Raw genomic sequence first — 14,842 nt, 5'->3', positions numbered from 1 at the left:
CATGCGTAAAGGCCATTACTCGTCATCGCGATAGCGGCGATAAGCATTGGCTTTTGGACTGGTCGCCGCCCAAATACGGCGCACATGCACGGTGATCTCTTCACGGTCATGATACAGCTGCTTAGCGGCAATCTGCGCATTGACGCCATTGTCTTTCAGCGCCGTCTGCATTTTTTCCAGAATATGGCTCACTTCCTCATAGCGCTTTTTCATTGGCAGCTTGAGGTTGAAAATCGCCTCACGGCACCAGCCGTTCACCAGCCAATCGGTCATCAGCGCCGCCACTTTGGCCGGTTTTTCCACCATGTCACACACCAACCATGCAATATTGGAGCGTGGTGGCTGGAACTTAAAGCCATCTTCACGGCAGTGTGTCACCTGACCGGTCATCATCAAACTTTCGGCCATTGGGCCGTTATCCACTGCGTACACAAACATGCTTCGCTGTACCAGCTGATAGGTCCAACCGCCTGGGCAAGCACCTAAATCTACCGCCCACATGCCAGAGCCCAAACGCTCATCCCACTCATCATGTGGCACAAACAGGTGCAACGCTTCTTCCAGCTTCAGGGTAGAGCGGCTTGGCGCATCGGATGGGAATTTCAGACGCGGGATCCCCATGTACAACGGCGAGTTGTTGTTGCTGTAGGAATAACCGACATAGCAGCAGCCCGGCGCGATGAAAAACACATGCAGCACCGGACGATACGGATTTTCCTTGTTCAGCAAGATACCGGCTTTACGCAGCGCCGCGCGCAGCGGAACTGAGAATTTACGGCAAAACTTAGACAGCTCTTTGGCTTCATTGGTGTCTGGCACTTCTACGCGCAGCTCACCCGGGCCTTCAATCACGTTAGTCAGCATGCCAACGATCGGGGTGATCCGATCTTCTTGCGGCAGATCTTTAAGCAGTTCACCCACCACGATCATCTGGCGAGCAAAGATCAACGTCTTAAACGGGATCTCCTGCGCCAGCTTATCGGCGTCTTCATACTGATAACACTCAAACAGCACATAGCCGCTGTTATCTTTTACGCGGGCAAAACCATAGACCCCGAGTTGGGCGGCTTTATCCGTAATCTCCGCCGCACACTCTTTCTCAAAGCCTGGACGACAATACAGCGCCAGTTTATTCATGCGCGGTTCTCCTCAACTGTAATAATTTGCTCAGCAGCACCAGCCAACCGGCCAGAAAGCTCACGCCTCCGATCGGAGTTAACCACACCAGCCAATGTAGACCGGACAATGCGTAGGCATACAAGCTGCCACTGAATAATAAAATGCCAAGTACCCACCACAAGCAGCCGAGATCCAGCCGCTGACGCGGATACTGCAAACCGAAAACTCCCACCGCCAGCAGTGCTGCGGTGTGAAACATCTGATAATTCAAACCCGTCTGGATCAAGGTCATCTGCGCCGCAGCCAGTGAACGGCTCAGCACATGAGCACCAAAAGCGCCAAACGCGACGACAAAAAATCCGCTCAGTGCACCAAACGGCAGAATAAATCGCAGCATCATGCTCTCCTTATCATCCCTGTCTGCTGTTAAGACCGCCGCGCCAGCATGGCGCTCACGGTTATACGCTGCGAAGTCGCAGCATGTCTTGTTCTTGCTGCGCCCGCGACAACATCCATTGCCGGAAGGCGGCTATTTTACCCAGTTCCGCCTGCGTGTCATGGCAAACCACATAAAAAGCGTTTTTACTCATCAACACATCATCAAACGGACAGACTAAGCGACCGGCTTTCAGCTCCGGTTGCGCCAGCACATTATTGGCCAGCGCCACCCCTTGGCCATGAATCGCCGACTGCAGCACCAGCGCCGTATGGCTGAAAATCGGCCCTTGATTAACGTTGATATCGGTCAGCCCTAACTGGCGGGTAAAGGCTTGCCAATCACGGCGCGAGGTATCATGCAATAACGTATAGTGCACCAAATCATGCGGCGAAAGCAGCGGATGCTCGCCGGTCAGCAGCGCTGGTGAACACAGCGGGATCAGATACTCGTTACATAACAGGTCAACGCGCAGCCCGAACCACTTACCGCGGCCATAATAAATCGCCACGTCCACATCATCGGTCAGCGAACCTTCATCAATGTCTACCGCCTTGATGCGCACATCAATATCGGGGTGCGAGGCATTAAAATCGGCCAGCCGCGGCACCAGCCATTGAATGGCGAAACTGGCCGGCAAGCTGACGGTCAAGGTGCCCTTGGCGGTACGTGCTAACAATTTTTCGGTGGCATCGGACAGCGCCGTGAAAATTTCCTTCATATCGAGGAAATAGGCCTGCCCTTCTTCGGTCAGCAGCAGCGAACGATTACGCCGCCGGAATAATTTTAGCCCCAGAAATTCTTCCAAAGCCTTAATCTGATGGCTGACAGCAGCCTGTGTAACAAACAGTTCTTCGGCTGCCCGGGTAAAGCTTAAATGGCGCGCGGCGGCTTCAAAAACTTTGAGCGAGTTGAGCGGCGGAAGTCGTCTTGACATACCCATAACCATTCAGCAACATATTAGATATTCTAATGTTGGGCATTATAATTTGTCCGTTGTTGAAGGGCTAGCAAATCCCTATATTAACCCACGCGGTCTGAGCCTAAACGGCAAGTAGCTCTTCGGAGATACTTTAGGTTCAAAGACATGCAATGTTGTGTTTGCACGTTGTCCGGTTTTACCGGGCAGGTGACGAAAGTCACCATGTTTCACTTCCTGTACAATTTTGACCCTGTCTGTCAATAGTGAATTCTTTCCGCACTGCCTTTTGGCGGTGCTTTTTTTTATCTGTCATTTAGCCCGCCCTTGCACTGTCGCCGTGATCGCGCCAAGATCACCGCCAGAATTGATTGCCACTCAGATCAGATTACCGTCATGACCTTTGCTTTTGCTCCCGACTCGTTCCGCCGCCAATTTCCGGCATTGCAGGATAACGCTGGCGTCTACCTCGACAGCACCGCCACCATGCTCAAACCGCTGCCAGTGATTGAGGCCAGTGATGCCTATTACCGCAGCAATGGCGCAACCGTACACCGCAGCCAGCATCAGGCAGCCGCCAGTGCTACGCGCCGCTTTGAACATGCGCGAAGCGCGTGCGCAGCGCTACTCAATGCACCCGACCCGCGCCAGATTATTTGGACGCGTGGAACCACCGAATCCATCAACATGGTGGCCAATGGCTATCTGCGCGATCGCCTGCAACCGGGTGATGAGATCTTGGTCGGTGCGATGGAGCACCACGCTAATTTGGTGTCCTGGCTGCTGCTGGCAGAACAAACCGGCGCGACAATCGTTCGTCTGCCGATGACCGAAGAGTTGCTGCTCGATATCACGGCGCTGCCAGCACTGCTGAACGCACGCACCAAACTGGTGGCCGTGGGCATGGTGTCGAATGTCACCGGCAGTCGCCAGCCGGTAGAAGCAATTATCCGCGCGGCGCACGCGGTTGGCGCGGTGGTGATGTTGGATGCAGCGCAGGCGGTGGCGCATGAAGCGGTGGATGTGCAAGCTCTGGATGCGGATTTTGTCGCGTTCTCAGCACACAAGCTCTACGGCCCGACCGGGGTTGGTGTGCTGTACGGCAAGATGGCGCTGCTGGAAAACATGCGCCCGTGGCATGGCGGCGGCAAAATGATCCAGCAAGTCAGCTTCGATGGCATTACACTGGCGCCGATCCCGCAGCGTTTTGAAGCCGGTACCCCCAACATCGCCGGTATTCTGGCTTTTGATGCGGCCCTCGAGTGGCTGGCACAGCAAGATCTGGCTGCCGCCGATCAGCATGCTTGCGCCCTCGCCGCAACGGCGGTGCAGCAGATGCAAGCCATTGATGGGCTGCAGCTGTATCGCCCGCCACACGCCAGCACGATCATCGCCTTTAATGTCGCAGGACTTCATCATGGCGATCTGGCCACGTTGCTAGCGGAACAAGGGATTGCGCTACGCGCCGGTATGCACTGCGCGCAGCCGCTCACCGAAGCACTCGGCGTTTCCGGTACCGTGCGCGTCTCTTTTGCCCCGTACAACAGCGAGGCAGACGTCAGCGCCTTTATTAGCGCCTTACAGCGCGCCGTCGCGCTGCTACGCGAGGAATAACGAATACGCGAGGAATAACGGATGTTAGGTTCACACCCTTTTGGTACCCAAATCACGTGGCCTGAGCTAGAAAGTCGCTTTTCAGCCTGCAAATTGTGGGAAGACCGCTATCGCCAACTGATCCTGCTCGCCCGTCAGCTGCCGAGCCTGTCAGAGCAAGAGCGTGGCAGTCAGCTCGAGCTGTATGGCTGCGAGAATCGGGTCTGGCTGGGGATGCAAGTACAGCCCGATGGCCGCTTGCACTTTTATGCTGACAGCGAAGGGCGCATCGTAAAAGGCTTGTTGGCGGTCATTTTGACCCGTATCGAAGGCTTATCTGCAGAAGATGTGCAGGCTCTCGACATTCCCGCGGCACTGGCCAGCCTCGGCATTGCCGATCAGTTGTCTAGCTCACGGGCGCAAGGCATTGAGGCGATCAGTGCCCGTCTTCATGAACTGGCTCGTACCGCGCACGGCGCTTAAAACGCTAATTTTTGCCAGCGACGCCAACAAAAACGGCAGCCACCACATTTCGTGGAGCTGCCGTTTTTACGTTATAGAACGCGGCGCTAGGCCGCGAGACTCATCACTGTCATACATCAACGCTGTATTACATTGACGCGCTTACTCGCGCGGCCCACCACGCTCATCATTATTCTGCCCCGGCATTGGATAAAAGCTCCCTAGCGGCGACATCTTCATCATCTGCTGCGACACCTGTGACCAGAATTGCATTTGCAGGTTCTGCCACAGCACTTGATGGTTTTGCGTCAGCTCAGTGAGCTCTTGCGGCGTCAGATCTAACTCTACCCGTAATTTCATCGCGGCATCCCTTCTGGTTGGTTGCTGACTGTCTAGCTTAAACGTCTTCCGTTACGCTTATTCTTGCTATTAAATTGCCTCTTGCGCCCGAGCCTGCGCTTTAGCCAGCAAACGCTGGATCACGCGCGACACGGCAATAAAACCGAAGCTGGCCGTGACCATGGTCGCAGCACCAAAACCGGACGCACAATCCATCCGCTTCGGGCCTTCTGCCGTTTGTTTGGCCTGACAAGCGCTGCCATCGGCTTGCGGGTAAATCAAATGCTCAGATGAAAACACGCAATCAATGCCGAATTTGCGCTTCGGATTTTTGCTGAAGTTATACTCTTGGCGCAAGATCCCGCGCACTTTGGCCGCCAGCGGATCTTGAATGGTCTTGGTTAGATCAGCCACTTGGATCTGCGTCGGATCAATCTGACCGCCCGCACCGCCCACCATAATGACCGGGATCTTATTGCGCTTACAGTATGCCAGCATAGCCGCTTTCGGGCGCACACTGTCAATCGCATCAATCACATAATCATAGCCACGGCTTAAATACTCGGCCTGATTATCCGGCGTGATGAAATCATCAATCAAATGCACCGCACAATCGGGGTTGATAGCGCGGATCCGCTCGGCCATCACCTCGATTTTAGCGCGCCCCACTGTGCCGCTCATGGCATGGATCTGGCGGTTGATGTTGGTGACGCACACGTCATCCATATCAATCAGGGTGATCGCGCCGACCCCCGTGCGTGCCAGTGCTTCTGCCGCCCATGAGCCGACACCGCCGATGCCCACTACACAGACATGCGCCGCTCGCAGGATCTCCAACTCGCTGCGCCCGTACAGACGGGCAGTACCGCCAAAGCGTTGTTGATACTCCGCAGATGCGGTCTGCTGCTTAGACATCTCAGCTCCTCGCTTGAATTCATGCTGATGTTACAGTTTTAGTATGCCGGCACAGGCTTATAAGCGCCCATCGGCGGGCGATTTCAGCACCCATACCCGGCCAAAATGTTGATAGAAACCGGCTTCTTTCCCAGCGTCATCACCGACACCGTGGTAAATATCAAAGTGGTTGCCTTTGACCGCGCCGCCCACATCCAGCGCCAGCATCAAACGCATCTCATGTTTGCCGGTAAAACGCCCCTGCCCATCCAACAAAGGCACTTCGGCCAGCAATACGCTGCCCGGCGGAATTAAACTCTTGTCACCGGCCACTGAGGCCTTGGCCACCAGAGGAATACCACTAGCACCCACCACCGGCGCGGCAGCGCGCGGTTCAAAATAGACATAAGACTGGTTTTGCTCAAACAGCTCTTGCACCTGCTGCGGCGTGTGTGTATTGGCCCACTTGCGGATCGCATCCAGTGACATCTGCTCGCGTGGCACTTCGCCACGATCAATCAGCACACGACCAATACTGGTATAAGCATACCCGTTTTTCCCGGCATAACCGAAGTAAGCCAGCGGCTCACCATTGCCAAAATCCACATAACCGCTGCCTTGTACTTCCATCATGAAGTTATCCAGCATCGAGGCGCTGTAGGCCAACTCCAAGCCTTTACCCTGTAAGGCACCGTTATAAATTTCGGCGCGGGTAAAGCGGGCATTGCCTTTAGGCAAGGCATACAGCGGATAACGGTATACCGCATCTGGCTTATGCCGCGCTTGCAATACTGGCGTGTAATACCCAGTAAATAGCACGTTGCCTTGATTATCGCCCCCCGCCATCAGGTAAGGTTGCAAGCCAAATTGCGCTAATTTGCGCGGATCTGCCCCTGCATCGAGCCAACGGTAAATATCGGCATAGGTGTGTTGCTGGCGAAAGTGCAGTGACGGCGAACCGAATTTCACATTTTCAACCTGCTGGGAAAATTCATTCTGGTTTTGCGGCAGCAAACGGCTATTCACCTGTGCGACCGGTTTCAATGGCTGGGTAATTTCGCCATCTTTATATTGCTGACCGCGATCTGTCGGTGGCGCTTTCGGGGCACAGCCCGCCAAGGCCAGCAACAGGCACGCCATCAGGCCAATCCCGCAGCGCGATGGGCGCAACGAATAGGTGGCGCGGGCCACTGTTGCCTCGGCAGAGGCGGTGAAACGGGCAAATACAGGTCGCACGTCAGACTCCCTTCTTTCATAACTGGATAGCGGTAATACCGGTGAACACCGGAAAATCGGCGAAAAATAGCAAACGGCGACGCAGAAAGAAATCACTTTCTGTGATCAGTGCTGGATTATCGGTACGGGATATTTACACCACCATCATGCGCCATTTGGAAACGCTCGCCAAGACACCAAGCAGTGACAACTGACTGCACTAAGCCAGCAGCCCAGCGAGCAGCGTCTTCCCTATTTTGTGGCCTGAATCAGGTTTTAACGTGGCTTTGTCGCAAAAAAACGAATTTTCGTCACATAAAAAGCTTGCATTCCCGCGGCTGGAGCGTATTATGCACTGCATCGGACGCGGGGTGGAGCAGCTTGGTAGCTCGTCGGGCTCATAACCCGAAGGTCGTTGGTTCAAATCCAGCCCCCGCAACCAATTCTTCTGACTGTTTCGGGTCAGAAAGCAGAAGCCACCGTAAGGTGGTTTTTTTGTACCTAAATTTCAGTCACGTCCATAGTTACCTCTCTACGTTCCTGCTCTATCTTTCCCCCTACTCTCTAATTCCTACTTAGATGATTTCCTCGTCTTCGCTTTCTTTGTTTTTTTCACTCTCTTTGTTTTTTCATTTTCTTTGTTTTTTCGCCTTCTTGAGTGCGTGCTACTGGCATTCACTTTTTGTACTGCGGTGCACGAAAGCCAAGAGCGGGCAGTAAAAAATTCTGCGATAAAATTCTGCTAACTGCCCATATTGCCGAATCAAAGTGACAGCTTCCTTATCGAAAAACATGACTATGTGCACGATCCCTTGTCTCCAGTGGATTACATGGCAGAATTCCACACTATGCCAACATGGCGTAAACATATAACTCCACAAAAATAAACACAGACAGAGGCATATATCTTATATGTGGGATTAAAAAGCATGACGTAGTTAAAATTTACAATTGGTCATACTTTTTCAATTTACAAAACTTGATCCATATCAATTTTTATCTCCCCGCCATCCCTATGCTGCCCGCATGAGCCGAATAAATGACTGTTCGCATATTTAACCTGGTTAACAGCCCAGAGCTTTGGAGAATGCCCATGAGTACACCCACCGATCAGAATAAACCCGTCCGCTGGGGCGCCTATGTAGCGCTGGCCTTTGCCCTGATTTTCTTCTCCGGCGCGATGAAAAGCACCGGCTGGCAAGGTGTGTTTGACTTCACCACCCTGAACGGTACCTTCGGTAAACTGGTCAGCGGCGTGAAACAAACCGGCGATGCCATCACCACCTCCACCTCAACCCTACGTGGTGCAGGCGGTGACGGTGCGATGGAAGGCTTCCTGTTTGCCTTTGGTCTGATCCCAACCGTAATGTTCGCGCTGGGTGTGATTAACGTACTGGAGCACTACGGTGCGCTGGATGCCGCACGTAAGCTGCTGTCTCCGCTGCTGCGCCCACTGATGGGGATCTCCGGTAACACCGGTCTGGCCATGATTGGCAGCCTGCAAAGTACCGACGTAGGTGCTTCTCTGACCCGTGCACTGGCCGATGACAAACAAATCACTGAACGTGAAAAAGACGTTTTCACAATGTTCCAGTTCTCTGCTGGCGCAATGCTGGTGAACTTCTTCTCCTCCGGTGCGGTGCTGTTCACCCTGGTGGGTAGCGATGGCAACTTGGCCGTTCCTGCATCTATCGGTACCTGTGTGGCGGTGATGTTCGTGATGAAGATTGTCGGCGCTAACCTGTTCCGCATTTACCTGAAAGCGACTGAAGGTAAAGGCGACTCCGAATCTGACACCACCAAGCCTGCCCAGACTAACGCCTAAGGAGCATCCTGATGACTACTCAAACTAAACCAATGATCACGGATATCTTTGTTGCCGGTGCGCGTAAAGGTTGGAACATTGCAACTACCAGCACCGTACCCAATATCCTGATGGCTTTTGTTATCATCAAGGTGCTGAAAATCTCTGGTGCGCTGGATCTGATGGCCGGTGTATTTGAACCTGTGATGGCGCTGTTCGGCCTGCCAGGTGAAGCAGCGGCGGTGCTGCTGGGCGGCTGGATGTCAATGGGCGGCGGTGTTGGTGTGGCAGTGAGCCTGTTCACTGATGGCATCCTGACCGGTGAGCATCTGGCCATTCTGGCTCCGGCTATCTACCTGATGGGCTCCCAAGTGCAATACGCGGGTCGTATTCTGGGCGTAATCGGCACCCGTGCCAAACTGATTCCTGTCATGATCGGTATTTCCGTACTGAATGCCTTCGGTGCGATGTTACTGATGCGTGTGATTATCTAAATCGAGGTGTATTGGATATGCAACTGAACGCTTATCTGGAAGAACTGAAACCGCTGATCAATATCGACTGCGGCACCAGCACGGTAGAAGGCGTAGCCGCCGTTGCTGAGATGATGGCACAGAAATACCGTGACTTGAACTGGCACACCGAAGTGGTTGATCTGGGCGCGAAAGCCGGCCCAGGCGTGCTGGCCACTAACCAGCCAAATCCAGACCATTTTGATGTGCTGCTGATCGGGCACATGGATACCGTATTCCCTGTAGGAACCGCGGCTGAGCGTCCAATGAGCACCGATGCCGAGCGCGCTTACGGCCCGGGCGTCTCTGACATGAAAGCCGGTCTGCTGAACATTCTGTGGGCACTGCGTCATCTGGATCAAGAGACGCTGCAGCGTCTGTCCATCGGCGTGCTGATGAACCCAGACGAAGAGATTGGCTCTATCCACTCTCACGAATGGATCGAATCGGTCGCGAAGAAAGCCAAGAAAGTGCTGGTAGCCGAAGCCGCCCGTGCGGATGGTTCTCTGGTTAAAGCCCGTAAAGGGATGGCGCGCTACAAGATCACTTTCCACGGTAAAGCGGCGCACGCCGGTAACGAGCCAGAAAATGGCCGCTCGGCCATCAGCGAGATGGCGCAATGGATCTTGGCTATCAATGCGATGACCAACTTTGAGTCCGGCACCACCTTGAACGTCGGGATCGTCAAAGGCGGTAACGGCGCCAACATCGTGCCTGATCACGCTGAATTGCTGGTCGACGTACGTTTCTGGGACAACGCGGAATACCACGAAGTCCACGCCAAGCTGACCGCTCAGCAAGAGCAAGCATTCATCGATGGCGTACGTATCACGCTGGAGCGCGAAGCGCACAAACCGGCGATGACTCCGTCTGCACAAACCGAAGAGCTGATGGCACTGGTTGAGCGTTGCGGCGCAGAAGAAGGTATTGAGATCACTTGGAAAGCGGTCGGCGGTGGCTCTGATGCTAACCTGACAGCAGCACTGGGGATCCCGTCACTGGATGGCTTAGGCCCAATCGGCGCTGGCTTCCACAGCCCAGATGAGTATCTGGTGCTGGACAGCATCCTGCCACGCGTACGCCTGTTACAGCGCGTTCTGCGTAGCCTGTAAGGCAAAACTAGGTTGACTAACGGCTCCTCGTGAGCCGTTTTTTTTGTGGTGCGTTTTTTTACAGCGTGCCTTTCTCTACACCCGGTTTAGCTATACCCAAACGACTTGGGTTGCTTATTTGTCCGCGCCCTCTTGCCCACGCTTCTTCCCCTCACGTCGAGCACTGCACACGCTCATCTCACACGCGAATAATCATGCAATAGCACTGGTAGATAAAACAGACAATGAGATGTAAATCACATTTTCATGTATTACGTTTTTGAACACTTAAAAATCAACAAGTTAAAATGGTAAGCAAATCTTTCAGTTCGTTACTGATTACGATACAGTCGAATAGGACACAATGAACGCTATTAAGCAATGGTGATAACGATGTTGAGGTTAAGGTTATGATGATTATTTCAGGTATTATGTTTGTTCTGGCTATTGGGCTGCTCGGCAGCTACGTGGTAATTACCCAGCGCCTGCTGCGCCAGTGGAAGATGCTGCCAACCAAACAGGAATATCTGAAAGCCCATCCGGGCTGCGAACTCTTCAGCAAGATAAAATGCAACCATTGTCATAGCCGGAAAATACATCACTTCGGCGTCGACCGGGCGTACTCCTTCCGTCGTCAGCATGTGTGCACCAGTTGCGATAGCGTGCTGTACCGTAGCGAGTCATTCCAGTTCCCGGGTTTAGACGGCATCTTTAGCATGCCGAATCGGAATTCGTCACACTGATTCCACTGCGCGTCCCCTGTCGCAACAGCGTGGGGACGCGTAAAATCCGCTCTTCCCTCCATGCCTTACCGCGCATCCTGCTACTACTCATCTCACGTAAAGCATTTGTTACTGCTCACGCATTATTTCTAAGTGCGCCTAGCGCTTTCGCGCCGACTTTTTAGACACAAATGTTAAATTTCTTTCCGCGTATTGCAAATCCGCCCCATCAAGAATAAAAAAGCAAAACAAGGGAATATTTATTCAATACTGTATTTTTTTGCGGACACGAGGACGCCCCATTGAAAGAACGCAGCATGGAGCTGGTACACGGCTTTCGTCAGTCTGCCCCGTATGTGAATGCACACCGGGGTAAAATCTTTGTCATCATGCTCGATGGCGAAGTGGTAGAGCACGCCAATTACAAAAACATTATCAGCGATCTGGGTCTGATGCACAGCCTCGGCATCAAGCTGGTAATTGTATATGGCGCGCGACGCCAGATTGACCTGCTGCATGAACAACACGCCTATCCATGCCGCTATCACAAACACACGCGGGTTACCGACAGCCGCTGCTTAGAGCTGGTCAAACAGGCCGCCGGTCAGCTGCAACTGGATTTGACGGCCCGTTTATCGATGAGTCTGTCTAACACCCCGATGGCCGGTGCGCACCTGAACGTAGTCAGTGGCAACTTTGTGATTGCCCAGCCGCTGGGGGTAGATGATGGCATTGATTACTGCCACAGTGGCCGCATTCGCCGGATTGATGTCGATGGTATTCGCCGTCAGCTCAACAGTGGCAGCGTGGTGCTGCTGGGGCCGGTGGCGGTATCGGTCACCGGTGAGAGCTTCAATCTGACGTCGGAAGAGATTGCCACCCAACTGGCAATTAAATTGGAAGCCGACAAAATGCTGGGCTTTTGCGCCGAACAAGGGGTGATGGAGCCGGACGATCCACAAAGCGTGATCTCCGAGTTATTCCCCAGCGAAGCACAGCAGTTGATCCAGCAGCAAGAGGCGCTCGGCAACTACCACTCGGCCACGATCCGTTTTCTGCGCGCCGCGGTCACCGCCTGTCGCGCGGGGGTCAAACGCTGCCATTTGCTGAGCTACGTGGAAGATGGCGCGCTGTTACAAGAGCTGTTTTCTCGCGATGGGATCGGTACCCAGATCGTGATGGAGAGCGCCGAGCAAGTCCGCTCGGCCACCATTGATGATATTGGTGGGATCTTGGGGTTAATTCGTCCGCTGGAAGAGCAAGGGATCTTGGTGCGTCGCTCTCGTGAACAGCTGGAGATGGAGATCAGTCAGTTCACGTTGGTCGAGCGCGATGGTTTGGTGATCGCCTGTGCCGCGCTCTATCCCTTCCCTGAAGAGGAGATGGGCGAGATGGCATGCGTAGCGGTGCATCCCGAATACCGCAACTCCTCGCGCGGCGAAGTACTGCTCGAACGGGTGATGGCGCAAGCTAAACGGATGGGGCTGAAGCAGTTGTTTGTGCTGACCACGCGCAGCATTCACTGGTTCCAAGAGCGGGGCTTTTCACCAGCGGGGGTTGAAGTGCTGCCTGAGCGTAAGCAGGCGCTGTATAACTATCAGCGTAAATCGAAAATCCTGATCACTGACGTGGTCTAACGCATGCCCAGCGCCCGTTTGCGCTGTTCGCGACAAACGGGCGTCGCGGCAAACGGGACGCTGAGTGAGCCTTATCTTTATCCTTCATATTTATCCGGATACCACTTGCGTAGTCAATCCGGCAGGCAACATGGCTATCGCCATGCGTGCGCCACGAGCTCAATAGCCGCGCTGTAAACGGGCAGCAAAACCACTGTGGCGCAAGGTGCGCGTTTGTACTGCTCGGCGCAACACCTGCGCCTGTGCATACAGTGACAATTGCTGTTTAGCTCGGGTAATCGCGGTGTACACCAACTCTCGCGTCAACAGTGGCGTATAGCGCGGCGGTAACACCAGCAGCGTATGGGCAAACTCCGAGCCTTGCGATTTGTGCACCGTCATCGCATACACCGTTTCGTGCACCGGTAAACGACTCGTCAGATAGGCGCGCACACTGCCATCGGGCATTTCAAACCACACCCGCAGTCGTCGCTTCCCTTCGCGATCATAGTCTTCCAGCGTGATCCCGATGTCCCCGTTAAACAGCCCCAAGGCGCTATCATTTTGCATGATCATCACCGGCCGCCCCGGATACCAGCGGCTTTGCTCATCGCGCCGGATCAAGCCCGCCTGCTCTAAGGCTTGTTCAATACGCTGATTCAGGCCACTGACCCCAAACGGCCCTTCGCGCAGCGCGCACAATAACTGAAACTGGCCAAACTGGTGCAAAATAGCGCGCACCGCCGACTCATCCAGCAGACTGCCCTCTGGGGATGCCTCCAGCAAAGAGCGCACTGCCGACAAATAGGGGCGATAACCACTCACACACTGGCGTAGCAATTGCGGGTATTCTTGCGCAGTCCACGTCTGCTCACTCAACGCGCAATAATGCAAATCGGCACTGCTGGCGCTATTGCTCAATAATGCCTGTACCGCCTCTGCATCGCCTACGTTTACTGCACTGGCTAGCTGACCAATGCCAGAGCCAGCGGCAAAGCGATAACTTTTACGCAGCAAACAAATCTGATCGCGCAGCGGCTCGCCGCGCGGCTGCACATAGGCCGATAAATCACTGCCAGTGAGCGCGCCAAGGCGTTCGGCTTGCGCAGGGCTATAGCCTTGCTGCGTAAGCTGACAGATATCGCCTAAAATCGCCCCCGCTTCTACCGAGGCTAACTGATCGCGATCGCCCAATAAAATCAAACGCGCATGCTCCGGCAAAGCTTCGACCAAGCGCGCCATCAAAGACACATCCACCATCGAGGCTTCATCCACCACCAGCAGATCCAGATGCAGACGGTTATCACGATGATAGCGAAAACGGCTGCTGTTCGGCTGCGCCCCCAGCAAACGGTGCAGGGTTCCCGCCTCCGCCGGAATACGCTCACGGATCGCCTCCGGCACCGGCAAACTGGCGCGCGCGGCGCTGATTGACTCACTTAAGCGCGCCGCGGCTTTACCGGTCGGCGCCACGAGTTTGATCCGCAATTTGTGCTCACCGGCTTGCAGCAATAACGCCGCCAACATCCGAGTCACGGTAGTGGTTTTACCGGTACCGGGGCCGCCCGAGATCACGGCCATGCTGCTGGTACACGCCAGCGCAGCAGCGGTTTTCTGCCAATCGACTTCCGCAGTCTGCGGTTCGGTACGCGCAAACAGGGTATCGAGCATGCCGCGTAATGGCGCGCTCGGCGTATGTTGCTGTAACAGGGCGCTTTGCTGCACGCTGCGTTGCAAGAAAGCGATGATCTGCCCTTCGTCCTGCCACAAGCGGTGCAAATAGAGATAATCGCCATCCAAGACCAGTGGCGTTGGCTGAGAGCCATCCCCGATGGCAGGACAGGTGCGTAGTAACGCTGGCCACTGCGCAAGTGGCAGCAGCCCGATGGCTTGCCATAGATGTTGCGTATCGCGCAAACCAAATAAGCGCTGTGGATGCAAGCGGCGCAAATCCAGACAAATATGCCCGCTACCGGCCGCAAAACTGGTCATCGCCGCAACTAAAGCCAGTAATGGGCCTTGCGGTGCAGGTAAGTCGGCCGCCAGATAGCGAGCAAATTGATAATCCAATGGCCGGATCACCTGCTTGGCCACCAGCGCTTGTAATTCTTGTAGCATCT

15 protein-coding genes and 1 tRNA gene are annotated in these 14,842 nt (G+C 54.3%); 8 read left to right on the top strand and 8 right to left on the bottom strand.

Features of this window, described 5'->3' with window-relative positions; translation table 11 throughout:
- Positions 1-15: 15 nt before the first annotated feature.
- The 3 genes from rlmM to LQ901_RS01950 are packed head-to-tail and all read right to left on the bottom strand — an operon-like array spanning position 16 to position 2,492.
- Positions 16-1,137 (bottom strand): 23S rRNA (cytidine(2498)-2'-O)-methyltransferase RlmM, encoded by a 1,122-nt coding sequence (rlmM, locus tag LQ901_RS01960; RefSeq protein WP_010864422.1) that lies wholly within the window; start codon positions 1,135-1,137, stop codon positions 16-18.
- Complete coding sequence (locus tag LQ901_RS01955) at positions 1,130-1,519, bottom strand: DUF423 domain-containing protein (RefSeq protein ID WP_152136439.1); 390 nt, start codon at positions 1,517-1,519, stop codon at positions 1,130-1,132. The genes rlmM and LQ901_RS01955 overlap by 8 nt, the downstream gene beginning before the upstream one ends.
- Positions 1,520-1,577: 58 nt before the next feature.
- On the bottom strand, positions 1,578-2,492 hold the full coding sequence (locus LQ901_RS01950; RefSeq protein ID WP_010864424.1) for a transcriptional regulator GcvA: 915 nt from the start codon (positions 2,490-2,492) through the stop codon (positions 1,578-1,580).
- A gap of 378 nt (positions 2,493-2,870) precedes the next feature.
- Here LQ901_RS01950 and csdA point away from each other — a divergent pair, with 378 nt between their 5' ends.
- A complete protein-coding gene (gene csdA, locus LQ901_RS01945) occupies positions 2,871-4,088 on the top strand; it encodes a cysteine desulfurase CsdA (RefSeq protein ID WP_233671934.1) in 1,218 nt (405 codons plus the stop codon).
- Positions 4,089-4,109: 21 nt separating this feature from the next.
- Complete coding sequence (gene csdE, locus LQ901_RS01940) at positions 4,110-4,550, top strand: cysteine desulfurase sulfur acceptor subunit CsdE (RefSeq protein WP_064978126.1); 441 nt, start codon at positions 4,110-4,112, stop codon at positions 4,548-4,550.
- Between the two features lie 141 nt (positions 4,551-4,691).
- On the opposite strand, the gene LQ901_RS01935 is transcribed toward csdE, so the two are convergent.
- The 3 genes from LQ901_RS01935 to mltA form a co-directional block, all read right to left on the bottom strand.
- Positions 4,692-4,889 carry a hypothetical protein gene (locus LQ901_RS01935; protein ID WP_152136912.1) on the bottom strand — a complete coding sequence of 66 codons (198 nt, stop codon included), beginning with the start codon at positions 4,887-4,889 and terminating at the stop codon, positions 4,692-4,694.
- 69 nt (positions 4,890-4,958) lie between these two features.
- The gene (gene tcdA, locus LQ901_RS01930; protein ID WP_039045197.1) at positions 4,959-5,783 is read right to left on the bottom strand and encodes a tRNA cyclic N6-threonylcarbamoyladenosine(37) synthase TcdA; all 825 of its coding nucleotides are present in this window, start codon (positions 5,781-5,783) and stop codon (positions 4,959-4,961) included.
- A gap of 57 nt (positions 5,784-5,840) precedes the next feature.
- Positions 5,841-6,902, bottom strand: coding sequence for a murein transglycosylase A (gene mltA / locus LQ901_RS01925; RefSeq protein WP_064978508.1), 1,062 nt, complete (start codon positions 6,900-6,902; stop codon positions 5,841-5,843).
- A 137-nt stretch (positions 6,903-7,039) separates the two neighbouring features.
- Here mltA and LQ901_RS01920 point away from each other — a divergent pair, with 137 nt between their 5' ends.
- From LQ901_RS01920 to LQ901_RS01900, 5 genes are all read left to right on the top strand, one after another.
- On the top strand, positions 7,040-7,192 hold the full coding sequence (locus LQ901_RS01920; protein WP_233671933.1) for a hypothetical protein: 153 nt from the start codon (positions 7,040-7,042) through the stop codon (positions 7,190-7,192).
- Between the two features lie 150 nt (positions 7,193-7,342).
- Positions 7,343-7,419: transfer RNA gene (locus LQ901_RS01915), tRNA-Met, on the top strand.
- A gap of 651 nt (positions 7,420-8,070) precedes the next feature.
- Positions 8,071-8,802, top strand: a complete 732-nt coding sequence (locus LQ901_RS01910) for a nucleoside recognition domain-containing protein (protein WP_010864430.1) — start codon at positions 8,071-8,073, stop codon at positions 8,800-8,802.
- Between the two features lie 11 nt (positions 8,803-8,813).
- A complete protein-coding gene (locus LQ901_RS01905) occupies positions 8,814-9,275 on the top strand; it encodes a YjiG family protein (RefSeq protein WP_010864431.1) in 462 nt (153 codons plus the stop codon).
- Positions 9,276-9,292: 17 nt separating this feature from the next.
- Positions 9,293-10,405 carry a M20 family metallopeptidase gene (locus LQ901_RS01900; RefSeq protein ID WP_233671932.1) on the top strand — a complete coding sequence of 371 codons (1,113 nt, stop codon included), beginning with the start codon at positions 9,293-9,295 and terminating at the stop codon, positions 10,403-10,405.
- Positions 10,406-10,806: 401 nt separating this feature from the next.
- On the opposite strand, the gene LQ901_RS01895 is transcribed toward LQ901_RS01900, so the two are convergent.
- Entirely contained in the window at positions 10,807-11,025 is a 219-nt protein-coding gene (locus tag LQ901_RS01895) for a hypothetical protein (protein ID WP_133240532.1), read from the bottom strand.
- A gap of 383 nt (positions 11,026-11,408) precedes the next feature.
- Here LQ901_RS01895 and argA point away from each other — a divergent pair, with 383 nt between their 5' ends.
- Positions 11,409-12,743, top strand: a complete 1,335-nt coding sequence (gene argA / locus LQ901_RS01890) for an amino-acid N-acetyltransferase (RefSeq protein WP_064978128.1) — start codon at positions 11,409-11,411, stop codon at positions 12,741-12,743.
- 159 nt (positions 12,744-12,902) lie between these two features.
- On the opposite strand, the gene recD is transcribed toward argA, so the two are convergent.
- Positions 12,903-14,840, bottom strand: coding sequence for an exodeoxyribonuclease V subunit alpha (gene recD / locus LQ901_RS01885; RefSeq protein WP_152136442.1), 1,938 nt, complete (start codon positions 14,838-14,840; stop codon positions 12,903-12,905).
- Positions 14,841-14,842 lie beyond the last annotated feature (2 nt).

It is taken from the genome of Plesiomonas sp. PI-19, from assembly GCF_021368255.1.
Classification (GTDB): Bacteria; Pseudomonadota; Gammaproteobacteria; order Enterobacterales; family CAMTGL01; genus Plesiomonas; species Plesiomonas shigelloides.
The sequence above is the reverse complement of the archived record's forward strand: the minus strand, read 5'-3'. Positions and strand labels throughout refer to the sequence as shown.

What these genes read in the sequence shown, in the direction of transcription:
- rlmM (WP_010864422.1), bottom strand. Translation starts at nt 1,137, where the DNA reads ATGAATAAACTGGCGCTGTATTGTCGTCCAGGCTTTGAGAAAGAGTGT.
- LQ901_RS01955 (WP_152136439.1), bottom strand. Translation starts at nt 1,519, where the DNA reads ATGATGCTGCGATTTATTCTGCCGTTTGGTGCACTGAGCGGATTTTTT.
- LQ901_RS01950 (WP_010864424.1), bottom strand. Translation starts at nt 2,492, where the DNA reads ATGTCAAGACGACTTCCGCCGCTCAACTCGCTCAAAGTTTTTGAAGCC.
- csdA (WP_233671934.1), top strand. Translation starts at nt 2,871, where the DNA reads ATGACCTTTGCTTTTGCTCCCGACTCGTTCCGCCGCCAATTTCCGGCA.
- csdE (WP_064978126.1), top strand. Translation starts at nt 4,110, where the DNA reads ATGTTAGGTTCACACCCTTTTGGTACCCAAATCACGTGGCCTGAGCTA.
- LQ901_RS01935 (WP_152136912.1), bottom strand. Translation starts at nt 4,889, where the DNA reads ATGAAATTACGGGTAGAGTTAGATCTGACGCCGCAAGAGCTCACTGAG.
- tcdA (WP_039045197.1), bottom strand. Translation starts at nt 5,783, where the DNA reads ATGTCTAAGCAGCAGACCGCATCTGCGGAGTATCAACAACGCTTTGGC.
- mltA (WP_064978508.1), bottom strand. Translation starts at nt 6,902, where the DNA reads ATGGCGTGCCTGTTGCTGGCCTTGGCGGGCTGTGCCCCGAAAGCGCCA.
- LQ901_RS01910 (WP_010864430.1), top strand. Translation starts at nt 8,071, where the DNA reads ATGAGTACACCCACCGATCAGAATAAACCCGTCCGCTGGGGCGCCTAT.
- LQ901_RS01905 (WP_010864431.1), top strand. Translation starts at nt 8,814, where the DNA reads ATGACTACTCAAACTAAACCAATGATCACGGATATCTTTGTTGCCGGT.
- LQ901_RS01900 (WP_233671932.1), top strand. Translation starts at nt 9,293, where the DNA reads ATGCAACTGAACGCTTATCTGGAAGAACTGAAACCGCTGATCAATATC.
- LQ901_RS01895 (WP_133240532.1), bottom strand. Translation starts at nt 11,025, where the DNA reads ATGCTGACGACGGAAGGAGTACGCCCGGTCGACGCCGAAGTGATGTAT.
- recD (WP_152136442.1), bottom strand. Translation starts at nt 14,840, where the DNA reads ATGCTACAAGAATTACAAGCGCTGGTGGCCAAGCAGGTGATCCGGCCA.